Origin of the sequence: Halomicrobium zhouii (assembly GCF_900114435.1) — an archaeon.
GTDB lineage: Archaea > Halobacteriota > Halobacteria > Halobacteriales > Haloarculaceae > Halomicrobium > Halomicrobium zhouii.
Window position 1 is genome coordinate 345,392 of the sequence record NZ_FOZK01000001.1, and the last position, 19,136, is coordinate 364,527.

General features: G+C 55.4%; 12 protein-coding genes. 10 read left to right on the forward strand and 2 right to left on the reverse strand.

Annotation, left to right across the window (positions count from 1 at the left end):
- The first annotated feature begins 722 nt into the window (after positions 1–722).
- The 10 genes from BM337_RS01725 to BM337_RS01770 all read left to right on the forward strand — a co-directional run bounded on the left by BM337_RS01725 (position 723) and on the right by BM337_RS01770 (position 15,024).
- Positions 723–2,657, forward strand: a complete 1,935-nt coding sequence (locus tag BM337_RS01725; protein WP_245778583.1) for a serine hydrolase domain-containing protein — start codon at positions 723–725, stop codon at positions 2,655–2,657.
- 1,531 nt (positions 2,658–4,188) lie between these two features.
- Entirely contained in the window at positions 4,189–5,502 is a 1,314-nt protein-coding gene (locus tag BM337_RS01730) for a glycosyltransferase family 2 protein (protein ID WP_089813311.1), read from the forward strand.
- 186 nt (positions 5,503–5,688) lie between these two features.
- Positions 5,689–6,705 carry a hypothetical protein gene (locus BM337_RS01735; protein ID WP_089813313.1) on the forward strand — a complete coding sequence of 339 codons (1,017 nt, stop codon included), beginning with the start codon at positions 5,689–5,691 and terminating at the stop codon, positions 6,703–6,705.
- Entirely contained in the window at positions 6,705–7,892 is a 1,188-nt protein-coding gene (locus BM337_RS01740; protein ID WP_089813315.1) for a glycosyltransferase family 4 protein, read from the forward strand. The genes BM337_RS01735 and BM337_RS01740 overlap by 1 nt, the downstream gene beginning before the upstream one ends.
- Positions 7,889–8,563 (forward strand): nucleoside/nucleotide kinase family protein, encoded by a 675-nt coding sequence (locus BM337_RS01745; RefSeq protein ID WP_089813318.1) that lies wholly within the window; start codon positions 7,889–7,891, stop codon positions 8,561–8,563. Before BM337_RS01740 ends, BM337_RS01745 begins: the two co-directional genes overlap by 4 nt.
- On the forward strand, positions 8,556–9,680 hold the full coding sequence (locus tag BM337_RS01750) for a glycosyltransferase family 4 protein (RefSeq protein WP_177227106.1): 1,125 nt from the start codon (positions 8,556–8,558) through the stop codon (positions 9,678–9,680). Before BM337_RS01745 ends, BM337_RS01750 begins: the two co-directional genes overlap by 8 nt.
- 4 nt (positions 9,681–9,684) lie before the next feature.
- The gene (locus BM337_RS01755; RefSeq protein ID WP_089813321.1) at positions 9,685–10,698 is read left to right on the forward strand and encodes a glycosyltransferase family 4 protein; all 1,014 of its coding nucleotides are present in this window, start codon (positions 9,685–9,687) and stop codon (positions 10,696–10,698) included.
- An 87-nt stretch (positions 10,699–10,785) separates the two neighbouring features.
- Positions 10,786–12,306, forward strand: a complete 1,521-nt coding sequence (locus BM337_RS01760; protein ID WP_089813323.1) for an alkaline phosphatase family protein — start codon at positions 10,786–10,788, stop codon at positions 12,304–12,306.
- A gap of 345 nt (positions 12,307–12,651) precedes the next feature.
- Positions 12,652–14,076, forward strand: a complete 1,425-nt coding sequence (locus BM337_RS01765) for a lipid II flippase MurJ (RefSeq protein WP_089813325.1) — start codon at positions 12,652–12,654, stop codon at positions 14,074–14,076.
- A gap of 333 nt (positions 14,077–14,409) precedes the next feature.
- Positions 14,410–15,024, forward strand: coding sequence for a metal-dependent hydrolase (locus BM337_RS01770; RefSeq protein ID WP_177227107.1), 615 nt, complete (start codon positions 14,410–14,412; stop codon positions 15,022–15,024).
- 95 nt (positions 15,025–15,119) lie between these two features.
- Here BM337_RS01770 and BM337_RS01775 read toward each other — a convergent pair whose 3' ends face one another.
- Positions 15,120–16,268, reverse strand: coding sequence for a sulfatase-like hydrolase/transferase (locus tag BM337_RS01775; protein ID WP_089813328.1), 1,149 nt, complete (start codon positions 16,266–16,268; stop codon positions 15,120–15,122).
- A 577-nt stretch (positions 16,269–16,845) separates the two neighbouring features.
- Positions 16,846–18,396, reverse strand: coding sequence for a hypothetical protein (locus BM337_RS01780; protein WP_177227108.1), 1,551 nt, complete (start codon positions 18,394–18,396; stop codon positions 16,846–16,848).
- Between the last annotated feature and the right edge of the window lie 740 nt (positions 18,397–19,136).

The following is a 19,136-nucleotide window of genomic DNA, read 5'->3' on the forward strand; positions in this document are numbered from 1 at the left end:
GTGAATCTCATGTTCTCTATTCTCGCTGGAGACGTGCGATGTCGGGATAGGTATCTTGCACGTCAGCGACGAAGGCATCGAGTTGACTCTTCGCAGTCGTCTCTGTCGCCTGGTGGTACACCGCGCCATCCCGTCCACGAATCGATTCTGCAATCAATCTGGTTTTCCCAATTCGACGACGGCCCCATACGACGGCGAGTTCTGCTTCATCACTCGCGTATAACCAGCGATAACGTAGCCTCAACTATTGTAGTCTCAACTATTGTAGTCTCAACTATTGTGTTCTGAGCACTGGGCCTAGTTCCAGCTATAGATCGTGATGGAGAGTACGAGAAGACAGGCTACGACATCACCAGGGCGGCTGTGTTTCGGGGCGGAGACAGCCGCAATAGCGGGGTGTTGAAAGCCCTCACCCGCTCGCGGCCGCTGAGCGACATATCCTCGCTCGCGCTCGGATAGGGGCCGCTCAGCGACACGCGACCGGATTCGCCCTTTCAGTCCACCAGGCATATTGTCGGTGTCAACTGTTTCAGCAACTGGATTCCAGACGGGCTGCAGGGGCGAGAGCTTTCACTCGTCTCTCCCGAACCGACCCGTCGCTGACGCCCGCCACCCATACGAATTTATGTAAATGCGTGTGAATGACGGGTGTGACACCTCCCCGCCGCGCTTCGGACGATTGCCCTCCCGATTCGACACCCGGAACCTGCACCCGTCGGTCGATGCTCGGCGGGCTCGCGGCCACCAGCCTCGCCACGGCCGCACCTGCCAGTGGTGCCCTCGCCGGGCAGTCCCAGCAGCAGGGGGGATCCGGCCAGCAGGGCCAGGCCGCCGACGGCCCGCTCGCCGACCCCGACGCCTTCGAGGCGTTCCTCGACGGCGTCATGGGCGCGCACCTGGACGCTCACGACATCGCGGGGGCGACCGTCTCCGTCGTCGACGGCCCGGAGTCGTTCGCCAAGGGGTACGGGTATAGCGACGTCGAGGCCCGTGAGTCCGTCGACGCCGACGAGACGATGTTCCGGATCGGCTCCGTCTCGAAGCTGTTCGCCTGGACGGCCGTGATGCAGGGAATCGAGCGGGGCGACCTCGCCCTCGACGTCGACGTGAACGAGTACCTCGAGGACGTCGAGGTTCCCGACGCGTACGACGACCCGATCACGCTCGACCACCTGGCGACGCACACGCCCGGCTTCGAAGAGCGCGCTCGCGGGACGTTCGTCCCCGACGCAGAGTCGCTGGAACCCCTTCCGGCTGTCCTGAGTGAAGAGCGACCGGCCAGGGTGCGCCCACCGGGCGAACTCGCCGCGTACTCGAACTACGGCGCGGCGCTCGCGGGGCACATCGCCGCTCGTGCTGGCGGGCAGTCCTTCGACGACTACGTCGATTCGTCGATCTTCGAACCCCTCGGGATGGACCGGAGCACGTTCGCCCAGCCGGTCCCCGACGACCACCCGGACACCCTTTCGAAGGGGTACAGGCCCGCGGGCAACACGTTCGAGGCGGGCGAGTTCGAGTACGTCGGCATTCCTCCGGCCGGGTCGATGAGCGCGACGGCGACCGATATGGTGTCGTTCATGCGCGCGCAACTGGGCGGTGGCGCGACGGACGCAGGTCGTATCCTCTCGGCCGAATCGACGGCGGCGATGCACGAACGCCGGTTCACGCACCACGACCGGTTGAACGGGATGTGCTTCGGGTTCTACGAGCAGTCTCGTAATGGAGTCAGGGTCATCGCTCACGGCGGCGACACGGACCTGTTCCACAGTCTCCTCTTTTTGATCCCCGAGGAAGAGGTGGGCCTGTTCGTCTCGTACAACAGCCCCGGGGGCGTCCCGGCACGGGAGGAACTCGTCGACGCGTTCTTCGAGCAGTACTACCCGACCGACGAGGAGGCGCCCCAGAACGACGGGGACGCGCCGACTCGTGCGTCGGAGTTGACGCGGACGTATCGAGCGACCCGGATGCCGTATACGACCTCGGAGAAGTTCGCCGGCGCGACCGGGACCATGTCCGTCTCCGTCGACGACCAGGGCCGACTCGTCACCTCGCCCCTGGGCGGCGAGACCCAGCGCTGGGTCCAGGCCGAGCCGCTGTACTTCGAGGAGGCCGGCGGCGAGGACGCGCTCGCTTTTCTGGAGGACGACGGCGAGATAACGCATCTGGCCTTCGGCAACCTTCCACCCCTGGCCTTCGAACGCATCGGCGTCCACGAGCAGACGACCGTTCACCTGTTGGTGTTGGGGGCGTCTCTGTTGGTGTTCCTCTCTGCACTGTTCGGGTGGCCCGCTGCTGCAGGCTGGCGACGGTATCGTGGGGTTGGTGGGTCTGGTGCTGGGTCGCTGGCTCGCTACGGGCGCTGGGTCGCTGGCGTCGCTGCCGCGGCGTTCGTGGGGTTCTGGGTGGTCTTCGGCGGGTTCGTGGTGACTGATCCGACGGGATTGCTCTTCGGCGATCCATTGGCGTTCCAGCTGTTGCTGTTGTTGCCGCTCCTTGGAGCGATAGCGACCATTGGGACTGTCGGGTTGGCTGTGGTCGCCTGGCGCGATGGCTACTGGGGTCGCTGGAGTCGCCTCCACTACTCGCTGGTGGCGCTCGCGGCTGTTGGAATGACGCTGGTGCTGGGGTACTGGAATTTGCTCTGGTACGAGATGTGAGGTACGGTCTCGGTGACTGAAGGGGGCTTATTGGGATTCTTTCGCGGGGTGGTGGGCGAATCGCCTGCTCAGTATCTCTCAGGACTGGCTGGGTGGCTATGGTGAGTTGTTGAAGCGAACGACGGCAACAACCAGAAAGCCCTCGGTGGGCTCCAGTCCCGCGGCCCCGCTGCGCGCCGTAGGTGCTTGCGGGACCGGGGTTCCCGGAGCCTGCCTCGCCCTTTCAGTCCACCGGAAGACTCACTCCGTTCGTCTTCCGAGCCCTGCTTCGCTTCGCTCAGCAGGACCTCAGGCCCGCACAGCACCGTGGCCCTGCCCTCCCCTCCCCCTTCCACGCGAGCGAAGCGAGTGTGGGCTCGAAAGACGAGGTGTGCCGAGTCTTTCGGTGGGTCGCGCGATCAAACGCGCTCTCACGGCTGGCGCCGTGAGAGCAAACGTGGTCGCTTCGCGACCGCTCCCGGCCGTGCGGATGCGGAATGAATCCCGATTCGGCGCGGATGCACCGAATTCGGTGATGTTTGATGTCCTGAGGAGCGAACTAGAACTCGTCAGAGCGAAGATCTGCCGATGATATCAATTACGAGGACGTGGTGGAGCCCGCGCGAGCAACACAGTCGAAAATGAGGCTGATGCGAATGGGTGTATCGAGTAAATGTCGACGTATGGTGTCCGTAACAGTACCGGTGAGGGCGCGGACGACTCGGTTACGCTGAACTGAATACCTTTACACGGGGTCCGACTGGCAAAATCTACCCTTTCGAGATCACTTTCTCCAATCTCCAACACAGGGAAATTCCTGGCAATCCAATAACTATTTGGGAATGCCAGTCGTTGGAACGACTCAGCAATGGGAAGGTATCCGCGGGTGGTAAGGGGATCTGCCTTGAAGTGCATCTCGTGCAATGCACCCGTCGTCGAGACGGTAGACGACGAGTTCGCATGCGTGGAATGCGGGAGAAGTCCGATACAACACCGAACTGATGGGTAAAAGACGGACGCAGGGCTACTAGCACGGCCTGTTCGCTACTGAGCGTCTTTTGTGCCTTTGTTTGTTTTCAGCCCAAAGTTCTCCAAGGCCCGAGCCAACTATAAACGGTCGTGCTTCATCCGAGACCGGTTCACCTTCAATCCCGCCTCTACAATTTCCCTAGTAGGTCACTTACAGGGTTGTTAATTTCGAGGGCGTATATAATTCGATATGTTAATCGAATCCTCATACTTTTAACTTAATTACTCATTAAATTCTCCCCGTCCTCTTGCCATTGGGTTTGTTTAATTCCAGCCCAAACAATAATATCCACTAACTATATACCGGTGGCATCTGTCACTGTCATTGAAGGAATGGCAAGGTACCCATGGGTTGCACTCAATAGGTCTATGATGCACATAGACACGGTGTAGCGGTAATCTGACCGCTGGCGGCGTGTCCGATCATCTGGAGTGTGGTGGCTCCACGATTGGAAGGCATCGTCGCCTCAACAGCGGTCTGGGCCGTAACGAGGACGCAACGCTGGGTGGTGCCAGGTGGACTATGTCCGAAGGAATTCACGAGAGCGGCCGACAGACAGATGTCGCGGCGCCGGAATCGACGAATGCCGTCGGTTTCGTCGCGTCCGAAGGGAATAGTGAGGCGCTCGCACGGGCAATATTGCGTGCGAAAGATCAGGGCTACGAGGTATTCGTAACCAACGACGGCGAGTCCCATGGTGAGGCGCTCCGTTTTGCGGAAACTCTCGGGGCGACCGTTGTTGAGTTACACGCTGACGAGCCTGACGATAACGCTCTTCGTCAGCGTCTCGCTATTGCAGCCGAGAAGCAAGGACACTCGACGCTTTTCGTCAATCTCGACGTTTCGGAGCGAATTAATTATGGGCGGAGTGAGAAATTGCTCGAACAGGACGACTTCTGCGTTGACGCTGCCACGCACGAACCGTCCAAAGCCGATTCGCTGCTTGACAATGTCCTCGTTGCGATTCCCGCCTACAACGAATCCGTTGCGATTGGCAGCGTTATTCACAAGACTCAGCGTTACGTATCGGAGGTTCTAGTAGTCGACGACGGTAGTGACGACCAAACCGCGGATATCGCGAGGCGGGCAGGCGCTACTGTCATTGAACACGAAGAAAACCGGGGTAAGGGCACTGCCGTCCGGACGGTGTTAGACTACGCGACAGAGGGCGACTGGAAGGCCGTGGTCTTACTGGATGGCGACGGACAACACTACCCCGAGGACATTCCGGAGGTCGTCGAGCCGGTTCTCGATGGCGATGCCGACTTGGTGATCGGAAGCCGGTACGTTGAGACGGCCAGTGACGACGAAACACCGGCCTATCGACGACTCGGTCAGCGCGTTCTCGATGTCTTGACGATCGGATCTGGCGGTGCGACCGTTTCGGATTCCCAGAGCGGATTTCGAGCGTTATCTGCAAATGCTGCCACTGAGCTCGACATCCGGACCGACGGAATGGGCGTGGAGAGTGAGATGCTCGGAGACGCGACGAAGCACGAACTCACTGTAGTGGAAGTTCCAATAGACGTTCGCTACGAGGAAGTCGACGGTCAGACACATAATCCACTTCGCCACGGTGTTTCAGTAGCTGTATTCGTGCTCCAGATGATCCGGGACAGGAACCCGCTGCTGTTCTTCGGCGTCCCCGCGGTCGTCCTCCTCGTTTCCGGTGCAGGGTTGATGTCCTACAGTGCCTACCTGTACCAGACATACGGGGCCTTTCATCAGTGGCGTTTTCTCATTAGCGGATTTGTGTTATTACTCGGTACACTGAGCTTGTTTTGCGGACTCGTACTTAGCCAGGTACGGAACATGGTTCTACGTATCGATCCATGATGCGTCCGTTGGATATCGGAAATCGTGACATCCACTTTCTCGCTCAAGAGCTTGTGTTGTGTCCGCTAGGGGCACTTGGATGGGAATGGATCGAAACTAACCTGGGACAGAAAAAAATATCATTTGACACCTCGGCCACTTTGATGTTCATCTCTCATCCACTCCCTACACAACCAATCGTTAACGATGACTAAGGAAATAAAACAGCTAGTTCAGAGTATCGGCTATCCGAGGAATGGCTCTTTCGAACACCGGGCGCCGACCGAATCGAAGGACGTCCTACAAGCTGCAGAGCAAAACAAGGTAGCGAGCCTCTATCTCCGGTCGTTGCACGATCAAGGGGCGCTTGACAAACTAACTGGAGAGTTCGAGAAAAAGCAGCAGTACCAGTCCGATTTTCAACGGACCAGTCGGCGGATCAGTCAGATGCTCTCCACCGGAGAGGAGTTCGCACTCGTCAAGTCGATCCATCCGTTCCCGGCGGATGCCAGTGACGTCGACGTTGTCCTGTTCGACGACCCTGACCTCCACTCCCTCGGGCCGCATCTCGAAGAACAGGGGTATCACGTACTTGGTATCGCCCCCTCGGCGATGACCATTCGAGACGAAACGACCGGCCAACTTGTCGACCTACAGACCTTCTTCGGCCTCCACAAGGTCGTCTACTACGACATGAAGCATATGCGGGACAACGTCGTCAACCGAAAGGTAGACGGGGACGTATTGTCGGTCCCGGCGAGACCGTACGATCTCTCCCTTATCGTCAACCACTCGGTGACTGAACTCATGTTCCTCTTGAAGGAGTACTACGCGACCGTATTCATGCTTGAGACGTCTGACGAGAGCGACGTGCTTGAGTTCGTTGAGGACGTCCGGTTCAACGATTCGGTCGCAGGCTGTCAGGCCTTCTTGGCCATCGTCGACTGGATCAACTCCGAGTTCTTCTCCATTGAACCGAAACACATGGACCTGCTCAGAGACGAGATCGGCATCTCGTCACACGAGCGCGAATACGCCGGCACGCCTCTGGACTTTCCCCACCGCTACTCGAGGCTCTCACTGACTCGCTTCACCGTCGAGAAGTTCAAACAACCTGCATTCAGGGGCAGTTTCGTCGAAGAACTCCCGTCCTTCGTTCACCCCAGCACCGCAGCGTACATCCTTCGGAAAGTGTACGGAAGAAGTTCGAGGGAGACCTACTGATGGCCCGGATCCTATTCCTCTGCTCTAGGCCACCGTATCCGCCCGTCGACGGGGCACGCGTTCGGATGTACAACCTGGCGACGCTCCTTGCAGAGGATCACGACGTGGATGTCGTCGCTATCTCGAAAGGAGGGGAGTCAGAGCGGCCCGACAACGAATTCAAACGATACAAGGTTTTTACCGAGCATTGGTCGCGGTTCTATGCACGGGGCATCCGTTCGCTGCTCTCGTCCGATCCGCTTCAGTGTGGAGCGTACTTCTCGACCGACATGAAGCGGTGGGTGGACCGCCACGTCGACGAATACGACCTCGTCTACTGCACCCACCTCGCCACTGCAAAGTACGCGACAGACACTGACCAGAAGAAGGTCATCGACTTCGTCGACGCCGTCTCGAAGAACTTCGAGGAGTTCGTCGACGACTCTTCATATCCCTGGCGGCTAATCTACCGGATAGAGTCTCGCCGCGTCGGACGGTACGAACAGACCGTCTCCTCTCTCTTCGATGCCTGCTTCATCACGACGAAGACCGACAGGAGTGCCAGTCAGGCGGAGGACGTCACTGTCATCCCCAACGGGGTTTCACAGGACCTCCTCGATCGGAATCGCCACCACCCCGACGAAAACATGATCGCCTTTCTGGGTGACCTGAGCTACCTCCCGAATGCATCCGCAGTCGAGTGGTTCGTCGAGAAGGTAATCCCAATACTCGATTCATTTGAGGTCGACTTCTCTTTCCAGATCGTCGGGAAGTCACCGCCACAAAAAATCAGAAAGCTGGGTGAACGCCCTGAGATCGAAGTGACGGGCTTCGTCGACGACCCGTACGATTATGTGCAGCAAAGTGCGGTCTCCGTCGTGCCGGTCCAGATCGGCGGCGGTATACAGAACAAAGTTCTCGAAAGTATGGCTCTGGGAACCCCTGTCGTCACCACGACATTTGGGGCGACCGGTATCGATGCCCGGGATGAGGAACACTTCCTAGTCAGGGACTCGCCCGAGGAGTTCGCGAACGGCGTTTGTACGCTGTTCGAGGAACCGGAGTTCGCCCGTGAACTGTCCGCCCGAAGTCACGACCTCATCCAGCGAAAGTATACTTGGGAAAGCATTGGTGAGAAACTCGACAGACAAATAACGGACGTACTCAATCGGGATTGTGAGGAGAGACCGCCCGAAGTGGGAATATGATATCGAGCAATTTCCGGTCGATCTGTATCATCGGTGCGGACGGAGCGGGGAAGACTACCGTCGGTAACGAGATTGTAGACCAGGTACAGTACTCCGACCGCTCGTATAGATACTGGTGGTGTGGTTGGCGCGAGTTCCGAAGTTTCCCGTTTCGCGCGGCACGAAAAATCGCGCATCTAACGGGCATCATCGGCGATGATCGGGACCGAGATGCGTCTAGCACGAACCGTTCGGCGGCGGACCCGTCTCTCTTCACGAAGGTCCTCGGCCTCTTTTACTTCTCGTTCGTCGCCGTCGATCACGTGCTATCAACCGTTCCCCGGGCTGTAAAATTCGCCCTCGACGACACACCGGTCATTTACGACCGGTACTATTTCGGGATGCTCGTCGGTTTCTGCGCGTACTACTCCTATTCTAAGCGCGTCGTCGATCTCCTGATGTCCTTTGCAGCCCTCTACCCGTCTCCCGACGTCGTCATCTATCTCGACGTTCCCCCGGAGACGGCATACGAGCGGAAAGCCGACGTCCCGTCGCCGGAGTACATTGTGAAGCGACGTCAGACGTACCTGCATGTGGTTGACGAACAGATCACGGCGACCGTTGATGCGGGTAACTCCCAGGAGCAAGTCGTCGCGGACGTCTTGGAAATACTGGAGGAAGACGATGCCTAGGATTGGTATCGCTGGCGATGCCCTTTCGGGGAACACGTCCGGCGTTGGCAACTATCTGCTGGAACTGCTCCGTCACGGTGCCTTCGACGGTTACTCTGCTACGCTCTACACCAAGGAGCGTCACCAGCAGATTGCCCACATGGACGGCATAGACGTCAAACCCGTCGACCCGCACAGCGTCTTCAACGCCGTCCCCGACCCGATTTCCCACGTATGGTGGGAGAACGTCGCGGCCGGACGAGCGGCCGTCTCTGACGATGTTGACCTCTACTTCGGTTCCAACTATCTCGTTCCGTTAACCTTCCGGGAGAAGTCGGTGATAGTCGTCCACGACCTCATCCACGAAATGTGTCCGGAGTACCTCCCGAGATCATACGTTTATTACATGAAGGCGCTTTTACCTCGGTCTATCGCGCGAGCCGACAGGGTGATCACGGTGTCCGAGAGTACCAAGACGGATCTGGTCGACATATACGATGTGGAGAGCGACGCCGTCTCCGTCGCATACGGGTCTGCGAGCGACCGATTCAGTATCGACAACATCGCTGACACAGAAGGAGCGATTGTTCGCGAAAAATACGGTATCGATGGGAATTTTATCCTCTACGTGGGGAACCTCGAACCGAGAAAGAACGTCCACACGGTGATCGACGCACTCGAGCGATTGTCCCCGGAGCAGCGTCCGGAACTCGCAATCGCCGGTCAGAAGTTCCAGGGCTATCCAGAACTCTCGCGGTCTTACGAGATGTCGTCGTGTCAGGATGACATTACGTTCTTGGGCTACGTCGACGATGAGGACCTCCCGTCGCTGTACGCGTCTGCGAGGGCCTTCGTTTTCCCATCCTTCTATGAGGGGTTCGGGCTCCCGTTGCTGGAGGCGATGAAAGCGGGGACTCCCGTCGTGACGTCGGACCGCTCTTCGTTGCCCGAAGTTGTAGGAGATACGGGGAAGATTGTCGAACCTACCTCGACAGAGGAACTGGCCATAGCTATCCGAGACCTTCTCTCGAAACCGTCAAACGCTACTCTAGCACGTCAGGCCACGGATCGAGCGGCGAAATTCTCGTGGGACGATGCGGCAGCGACAGTCAGTCGCACTGTCGACGAGGTAATTTGATACGATGACATCCAGAATCTGCTTGGTTGGCGAATTCGAAAAGGATCCCGACGAAGCGATGCGAAAAACTGCACAGGAGTACGTGGCGCAACTTCAGTCGGAGTTCGACGTACTCCCGATCAATGCATCGGAGTGCTTCCGCCCGAGCAACGTCCGATCGATCGTCGCTTTTGACCCGGATGCAATCCACTTCATTCCCGGCCCGTCGATCTACAGCTTCGCGTATACGAAGTTCGTCGGTTCACTCACGGACGCGACCGTGATCCACTCGGCCCCGCATCACGGCTTCCACGACCTTGACGGCGACATCTACTACCAGAGTTCGCACCGCCTCAGGAAACTCATTCCCGCGCTTCAGCCCGACAAACTGCTCGTTCAATCACCGGAGTCGAAGCAGTTTTTCGAGAAACACGGCGTGGACTGTGAGTACCTGTTCTCCGGTGTCTCACTCGACACGCACAAGCCCGTCTCTACCGACAGAAAGACCGAACTCCAGGAGAAATACAATCTTCCTGTCGACGAGCATCTGACTCTCCACGTTGGTTCACTCAAAGAGTGGCGTAACATCCCTGTTCTCCCAGACGTAATCGACGAGTCGACTCAGTTAGTCGTCGTGGGGAGCACTGCGACTCAGGAAGAAAAGGCGGTCCAGCGCCAATTAGAAGCGGCAGGGGCAATTGTGATCCACGAGTATATAGAGAACATCGAGGAAATCTATTCCGCCGCTGATCTGTACGTGTTCCCAACGCAGGAGCAAGTCGCGTGCTGTGACGTTCCGTTGACTGTGCTCGAAGCTATGGCGACAAATCTTCCCGTTCTCACTACCACGTTCGGCGGCCTCCCGGTGATGTTCGACGAAGGTGACGGGCTGTTCTTCGGTGACGACCCCGATCAGTTATCGACGAAGTTCGACGAGGCCAGGCGGGTTGAGGAACCGAACACAAGGGAGATGGTCGATCCGTACTCTTGGTCGCAGGCCGGGGAAGCGCTTGCTACCGTTTACAGCCGGTTGTCCTGAGATGTTTGGGTATCCGGTAATGATATCGCAGCCAACTGGTGTCTAAGAATCGACAATTTAAATAACAACTGACTTGATCCTAAAAATATGAACGGGCGAACAATTGTGATCGGTCTCGACGGTCTCAGTGAGATGTTGATCGGCCTTGAGGAGACCTCGACGCTTAGTAATCTGTTTGACGAATCGGGTGGAACCCTCTTGAGCACGCTTCCACCCACTACTGGCCCCGCATGGTCCAGTTTCCAGACAGGGAAGAATCCCGAACGTCACGGTATCTCCTCGCTCATTAACATCTACGAGGCGGAGAACTCGTACAAGATGCGCGAGTTCTCCGGCGCCGATTTGGCGAGCGAGGCTATCTACGAGTCGTTCGACCACGAAGACGACGACTGTTTCGTGATGAATCTGCCGTACACCTATCCGCCGCGGATCGACGGTGACGTCGTCACCAGCTGGCTCACGAATAGCGACGACCTCGTCGATTTCATCCATCCATCCGATCTGCGTGATCGATATCCGAACCTCAACTCGTACTCGCCCCATCCGGACGGCAACTCCGACCTCGCGTTTCTTAAATCACTCCTGTCCATCGAACGCGACCGAATCGAGATAACGAAGCAGGTCATAGAGGACGGGGACCACGAATTCGTCTTCACGCTATTCTCGGGCACCGACACGATGCAACATCGCGTCTATTCCGACTTGGCAGGTCGCGCCTCTACGTCAGAGGCTGACGTCGCCCGTAAGATTCTTCGAGAGATCGACGACTTTATCTCGTGGCTCGTAGATGCGAAGGCCGAAACCGACAATCTCGTACTGATGTCTGACCACGGGTTCAGGCAGTTCGACGGCTATTTCTCGCTCAACGGCTGGCTCCATGAGAACGGTTATCTCTCGTTTTCGAAGGACGGCGTTCAGTTCCAAAACTCAAACGACGATGCAACGACTACCTTCGACATCGGTCCGCTGTACGATTTTGTTCGCCGAAATGAAGTATTGATGAACTCACTGATGCCGATCTATCGGTTCTTCTCGGACCACAATGTTGAGTTTACCTCCGAGAAAGGGATCGACATGTCAGATACTGAGGCTTATTGCAGACACGATCAGGAGCAATCGATCTACATCAATCACACGGGTGAGCGATACGAGTCACTTAAAGCACAGTTGATCGATGAACTGAGCGACATCCCAGGGATCAGGCCAGTAGATGTGACTTCTGAATATGGGTCGTCTGAAAACATGGGCGACATCGTGGTTCTGGGCGATCGGTATCAGGTGATCAGAGGGGACCGAAACGATCCGATCAGCGACCGTCCCATCCCCTACCACCATCGTAATGGCGTCGTGATGCTCTTGGGGCCGTCTTTCGAGTCGACGCCCGACGTGATGAACATCGAAGACCTCTACCCGACACTTCTCCATTTGAACGGGTACGCTGTTCCGGATGACTTGGACGGCCGCGTTATCGAAGAGCATCTCACCACCGAGAGCAACATTGAGTTCCGTGATCCACTCTCTTCCGGCGTGGAGAACACTGAATCCGGTGCGGCCGACTCCGACTCGGAAGCCGTTCAGAACCGACTTGAGGATCTCGGCTATCTATGACTCCTGTCTATGGCTTGATAGACTGCTACGTGCCGCTGGGACTCTGGCCCCCATCTTCGAACGCACGTTTGATCACTGAAAACATACCCCCGTGGCAGTCGTTCTCTCCGAAAGCGTTCGCCGCCGCAAGTGTCGGCCAATCGCCTTCCGTACCGAACCGCCGAACTGTTTTGACAGGGTCTGACTGTGCTTCTTTCACCGAATGAATGCTGGATTGACTCGGGATGGAGGTCTGTTCGAAACTCGGAGTGACGGAGAGAGAAACTTTACAAAATACCCGAGAGGAATTACCCGCAGGCACGGTTGGTCCCTCTCTCGTACTGGACGTCATTCCAGCCACCAGCAATGAACATCGCCAGATCGTCGATCGGTATCTTCGCTGCCAAGGCTTCCATCTCTCTTGCCGTCCTCTCTAGTACACTCTACGCCGCCCAGACCCTCGGCGCGGCACCGCTCGGAGTGTACTTTCTGTTTCACTCTACGGCAGTGCTCCTATCGACGTCTACTGATATGGGCATCGTCATGGCCACGAAGAAACGAATCAGCGAGGGTAGCGACCGCGCTAAGTTTTTCACGGCTTCGTTGCTCGTCCGGTCTCTCATATTGGTCTTCGTCGCCCTCGCCATTACGCTGTTGAGCGATTACATCAACGAGTACGTCGGGATTGAATCGAGCGCGCTCTTTCTCGTCGGCGTCCTCTTCCTGTCCGTGCTCAAGATGAGCGTCAAATCGGGCCTTGACGGGGAGATGAAAGTCGTCCGGTCGGCGTTCGTCGGGGCGATACAGGAGTTCGGAAAGTTCGCGTTCTGGATCGTCGCCATTCAGCAGGGCCTCGGCGAGTTCGGTCTGATAGCTGGTTTAGGGTTTGGTTACGTCATCGCCATCGTCTATGGATTCTTGATGATGGACATCGGGCTTGCCGTGCCGAGCTGGGAACAGATCGAGAGTCTTTACGCGTTTTCAAAATTCAGCTGGCTTACATCAATCGCCAACAAGATGTGGAACTGGGTGGACGTCCTCGTGCTCGGCCTTTTCGTTGCCTCGAACTTCATCGCTATCTACGAAGTCAGTTGGAAGATAACCGGCGTGTTCTACTTCGCGTCGGTTGCGCTCTCGGAGGCCATATTCCCCAAAGTCAGCAACTTACATTATCAAGGTAAACACGACGAATCGAGACAGCTCATCAATAGGGCAGTCACGTACTCCGGCGTCCTGGTCATCCCGGGCATCGTCGGGTCTATCTTCTTGGGAGAGCACGTACTCGCGGTATACGGTGAGGAGTTCTCCGCAGGGTACGAGATTATGGCAATTCTCATGGTCGGCCGTATTTTCCACTGCTACTACTCGGTGCTCGCGTTCACGCTCAACGCAGTCGACAGGCCGGACCTGGCGTTCCGGATCAACGCCGTGTTTCTCGTAACGAACGTCATCGGCAACTTCGGCCTCGTCATGGTGATGGGATGGACCGGAGCAGCGATAGCGACCGCCGGTTCAATGCTCGTTTCGCTCGGCCTGGCGTCCACGTACATCAAACAGATCGTCAACGTCGGGATCGATTACCAGGCTATCAGCAAGCAGATCGTCTCTGCGACGTCCATGGGCCTCGGACTGCTCTTGTTCCAGCGACTTTATTCGATTGACTCGCTTCCGTTCCTCGCGGTGGCCGTGGCCGCCGGCGGTGCCATCTACTTCCTCTCGCTGTCTTTGTTACACCGCGATGCGGTTGTGGCATTCGTCGAACGGTACCAGCCTATCCGCCGAAACACCTGAGTGAACGGCGGTAATCCAGAGATCGTCAACTTATCCCCGCTGCTATCTGCAGCAAGTAGGTATCGTGTCGAAACCGACGCTCGCTGCGACCAATATCGCGGGAGCTGTCGCTGAGGGCGGAAGTGGGTCCAGGCCGAAAGTTACGGTTTCTTCTCGGTGGCACGAACTCCGTGGGCCGTGATAGCCTTGGTCTTCCAAGAACCTCTCATAAGATACCGATAATGAGGGCAGAAAATCATTACCGGAATTCAGCCACTAATGCGATAAAGGAACGGAATTATCCCCCCTTCACTCGCTTACTAGAATCAATTATGATATTGGATGGCGTTAGTTATGCACCAGGACTCCAATCGATACTCATCTATGATGCCATGGGGTCACTTTGCCGTCGCGTTTCTCCCGTTTCTCACCTACAGACTTCTGCGACAGCAGCGACTACCGAGTCGCAGGGTGACGGTGTTTCTCTTCGTCGCAACCCAGCTCCCTGACCTCATCGACAAACCGCTCGCATGGGGACTTCATGTCCTTCCCTCGGGCCGGTCGTTCGCCCACTCGCTACTGTTCGCGGTTCCGCTTGTTATTGCAGTCACAATATTTCTCACACGTGGCGACCGGGCGACGCTTGGTGCGCTCTTCACTTTTGGGTATCTGTCGCATGTGTTCGCTGACATCTACGACCTGCTCCTCACCGTCCCGCCCGATCAGTGGCAGACGACCTACGTCGCGAGTTTGTATTGGCCTCTCGTTGCTATCCCCGCTCCGGAGCCGATGCCGTTCGTCTACTATTTCACGCGCATCTCGCCGACTCGGTACGCACAGGGCAGTCTCGGCCTTGCGTTATTCGCCGCGTTCTTCTTCTACCCGGAGCTCGCGGCGGCGGTCGGAAGACGCCAGTCTCCCGTGAAACTTCCGACCGACGAAGAGCCCACAGCAGCGAACGAACGCTAGTTCGGGCGACACATTGTTTTCTCCCGTGAGTTCGCCGGTGGCGGGAGCGAGAGTGATCGCAGGGCCGAATACGTTGACCGAGGCGCGAGGCGTGTTTACTGGATGTAGCCCAGGTCCTTCAATCGGTCCCGGGAGGTGTCTGATAGGGCGCTCTCTTCGGCCTCGCGGGTCTGAATTGTCTTCCTGATGTCGTCGATTTCGTTCTCAGCCGCGGACGGTGAGATTGGCGGATCCCCGAATGTGTGTGAGGTATTTATATAAGTTTTAAGCAGGGACATCGGGTCTGACCACAATGCGGGTTTTTCTGCGCTTCGCGTCATCATATAGATTGCCAGTAACAGTCGCTCAGTTCGTCGGTTCGTTTGTCGACTGTATCCGGCGTTCTCCCACCAGATACTGTCTGCGGTATAGAACGTCATACCGTTCCGGGTTGATCGAGCAAAATTATAGCCCCACTCTCGACTCCGCTCGTCTGTGAACAGATCCGCACCGGCGGTCTGAAAGTCGTCAGTGAATCGCCGTGCAATCGTCTCTACGACGTCCACATGCTCGATGATCCCATTCGATTCCACCGCAGTCTCAACGTCGTCCGTTCCTCCGGGAGTCATCATCACTGTAGGGACGTACACAAGTTCGGGGCAGGCAGGAAATGTGTGAACGACGTCACCGTACTCCCCGAGGAGTTCACCGTGGTCGCTGGTGAAGACGAACATCGTGTCATCCTCATCGAGCGTGTCCTTGATCTGCTCCACTCGACTTTGAAACTTGGCAAACGAACGCTCGGCCGCCGCACGGTAATCACGCTGTAGTTTCTCGTAATCGCCGCCGATTCCGTCGAAGTATTCCGCTACGGAGTCGTACCCGTTAAAGGGGACGTGAGGCGTCATATCCCGTTCCATGTAGAAAAACGGCGTCTCCAGTTCGTCGAGATTGGTCTTTCCCTCTACGGACACGGCATCGTATATCGGATCTGCAGCCGAACCACTCTTCTGGAAGAAACCGGTCGAGACATCCTCCAAGTCGAAGAACGTCTTCACACCGTCCGGGAACTGCTTCGCCCAGCCGGTCACGCCGTGTTGCTGCGGATACAAACCGGTCGCCAATGTCGCGAACGATGGGGGCGAGTAGAGGGACTGCGCTACCGTTTTGAACACTACGCCATCCGACCCTGCAGCTTCAGGGAGAGCGTCCCACCGAAGGCTGTCGGCGACGAAAATATACACGTTATTTATTTCTTCCATCATGAATGATCTCTAGGTAACGAATTAGTGACCGTATATCCTTGTCTGTCAACCCAAGTGACCTGTCTGACAAAGTACTTGTCGTACCTACTATGGAAAAAGGTTGCCTTGCACCCCGAACTATCCGGAAAGGAGAGGTATTTAAAGCCCGGATTACCTCTTTAACGATACCTTAGGCAAAGCGAGTCACTGGGTATGGCGCTCACTGGGGCACTTTCGGCGTTCTTACTAGTGTCCACCCTGAATACTTAGTTGGCACGACACGTCTTCATCTCGTAAGTCTTTGCGTTGTTGTTGAAATTCTATTACTCGCAGTTTGTATGACAGGGGTGAAACCACCTTATCAGCGTGTGGTTCCACTATCTACGACACCTGGTTTTGCCTCACTCGGTTGTTTGTCGTTACCCCCCTCCCCGAATCAAGCCAATGTGACAGAATTGTTGATTTTGATCTGCCGGGCCACGGTGAACTAACCCAGAGAGTACAACTCAAGGGCTGAGTCACTAAATTACTCATCTAACTCTTCACCAAATATCTTGTCACTTTTCGCGAAGCAAAATAACAATCATATACGCATTCCTCATTTACTGGTTTGATTCTCTTCAATCCTATAATAATCAGACATGCCGTCTGAATATACTTTCTGTAGTTCCGTGTTTGCTTGGATTTCAGCGTGGTGGGTATTGAGCGGTTCGTACTGGATATTGAGATGTTCTCCCTGCACCACTACTTCTTTACTGCGCATATCGGCGACCATGTAGTCTGCAGATCCTGATACGGACTTATTATCACCAACAAGTGCTGCGTAGTGGTCTGCGTTGATTGATACGGACTGAAAATTTTCCGGTGAAGCGATGTAGTTGAAATAATAGAATAGGTGACTACTCGACATCACAGAAATATCCTGATATGGGTCGTGCTGCGCATACACTGAGAACCAGCGGACGCCTGGCTCAATTAGTGAGTAACGTCTGTAGTAGATATCAAATTGACCGAGCCGAAGTATGACAGATACGGCAGAAAGCACTATCAAGAAGACCAGGAAGCCCACAAATACCTTCTTTCGTTTTGTAATTTGATCAAGTGCGAGAAGACCCAATATCGGGCCTAAGAAGATGAGCGGTTGGGTGCTCAGGCTAAACACGATCCCGTAGACCAATGCGTGGAAAAAGAGGGTGCTCACGAGGCCGACATAGACGTAAGTGGGAAGTTCAATGCTGGGTTTTGATGCCCTGATCCCCGCGATAATCCGCTTTATCACGAATGGTGCAGAAAGAAGAATAACACCAGCAATGAGGACGTTGATCGCTAACCTTACTCGGCTGTAGATCGGGCTCCCTGCAGCGACTTGGTACTTTGAAACCGCTGAAGTCTCGCCAACAATCATAGACATAATCTGCACGATGAATATCTGGACTGGGTTCGAATGAGTTTCCTGCTCAACCATCGCAAATAAAGAGGGAAGGAATGTGTCGTAGATAATTCGCGTAGAGCCGATATAAGCACTCATCATTATTACAAAACCAAGTGCAAGGTATTCGGTCCAGGGTTGGCCGTCGAGATATCCGATAATTAGTACTGTACCGGCAAACAATATCAGCCAAGCTTCAGGAGTATAATGCAACCAAGGGAGCGCAGCCACCATGATACCGAAGAGGTAGAGATAACGGTTGTCTATACGATTCTGAGAGGACGCCAATCCACTAATGAGAATTACCAAACACAGGAGGTAGAGCGGTCGTGCCCATGCATACGCGAACACGCTGTGCCACGCGGTTTCGGTGATGTGAGTTAAAATATAGAACGTGCATGCTAATGCGACCAGTTTTGTCCCGAACAGAGAACGTGTAACAGCATAATAAATGAACGGGCCAATAAGGATGCCAATGGGTAAAACGACTACAAGCTCGGGCGATACGCCGAGAATTAACCGAAAGATAGAGAGGATGACTATATAGCCAGGGTTATTCCCGTCACCAGAAAGGTGGCCTGTCTCCATGATGTGGTCTGAATAAACTAAGGTACTCCAGATAAACTCGCTAATCACTTCGTTTTGCGCTAAAAAGGCTCCAATCGCGGTTGAGATGAATGTTAGGACACATAAAATTTTGAGGGCCGTTGCGCGCCTCATCTCCTCACCGGCCAGAATTCGGATATCTAAATCTCTAACCATATTATAAGAATAATTCAACGCGTGTTTTGAGAATAATTCCCATAGCGATGCCTGCAATACCCGTTGAAAGTCCAATGATGTATTTGAGACGGGTCCTCCTCTTACTCACAAAGCTCCCATAATGAGAATAACTTACCAAGAGAAAAATAAAGTACGATATTATAGTGTAACGGGGCATTGTGAATTGATTAAAGACTACGAGCAAGAGGAGACAGGCCAGCATACTACAAATGGTCTGTAGGATAAACACCTCGCTGTGAGGAGCCATAATTAGTGTAATCTCTACTGAAACTATAAATATACCGTTATACCACGCTTCTGCCCTTCCGGCAGGTAGTGCCATTCAATTAGATGTCTGGCGTAGTGTGTCCCCTGGCCTCTAATATATCTCGCAGTCGCAGATGCATTTGAAATCCAATGAACCCATCTCCGTGACAGGGGGTTTGTCACCTCTCTGTTTTGTCTTATCTTGAGGTTCTGGACGTGACGCTGATTAGAGTTGACCACCTAGACTGTGATCTGTGTCCCAAATAGTCCGCCTTGTAGGTTCCGAGGTGGAGGTTGTGATTCATCGACGAGTTGCGCACGGATCCAATTGATTAGCGTTGATAATTAACAAATAGCGGTCCCTTCTCTTCACCTTTTTATTTTGCCCTGTTTGGGCACACGTCAACCGGCCTTGAGGCCGATTTTTGATT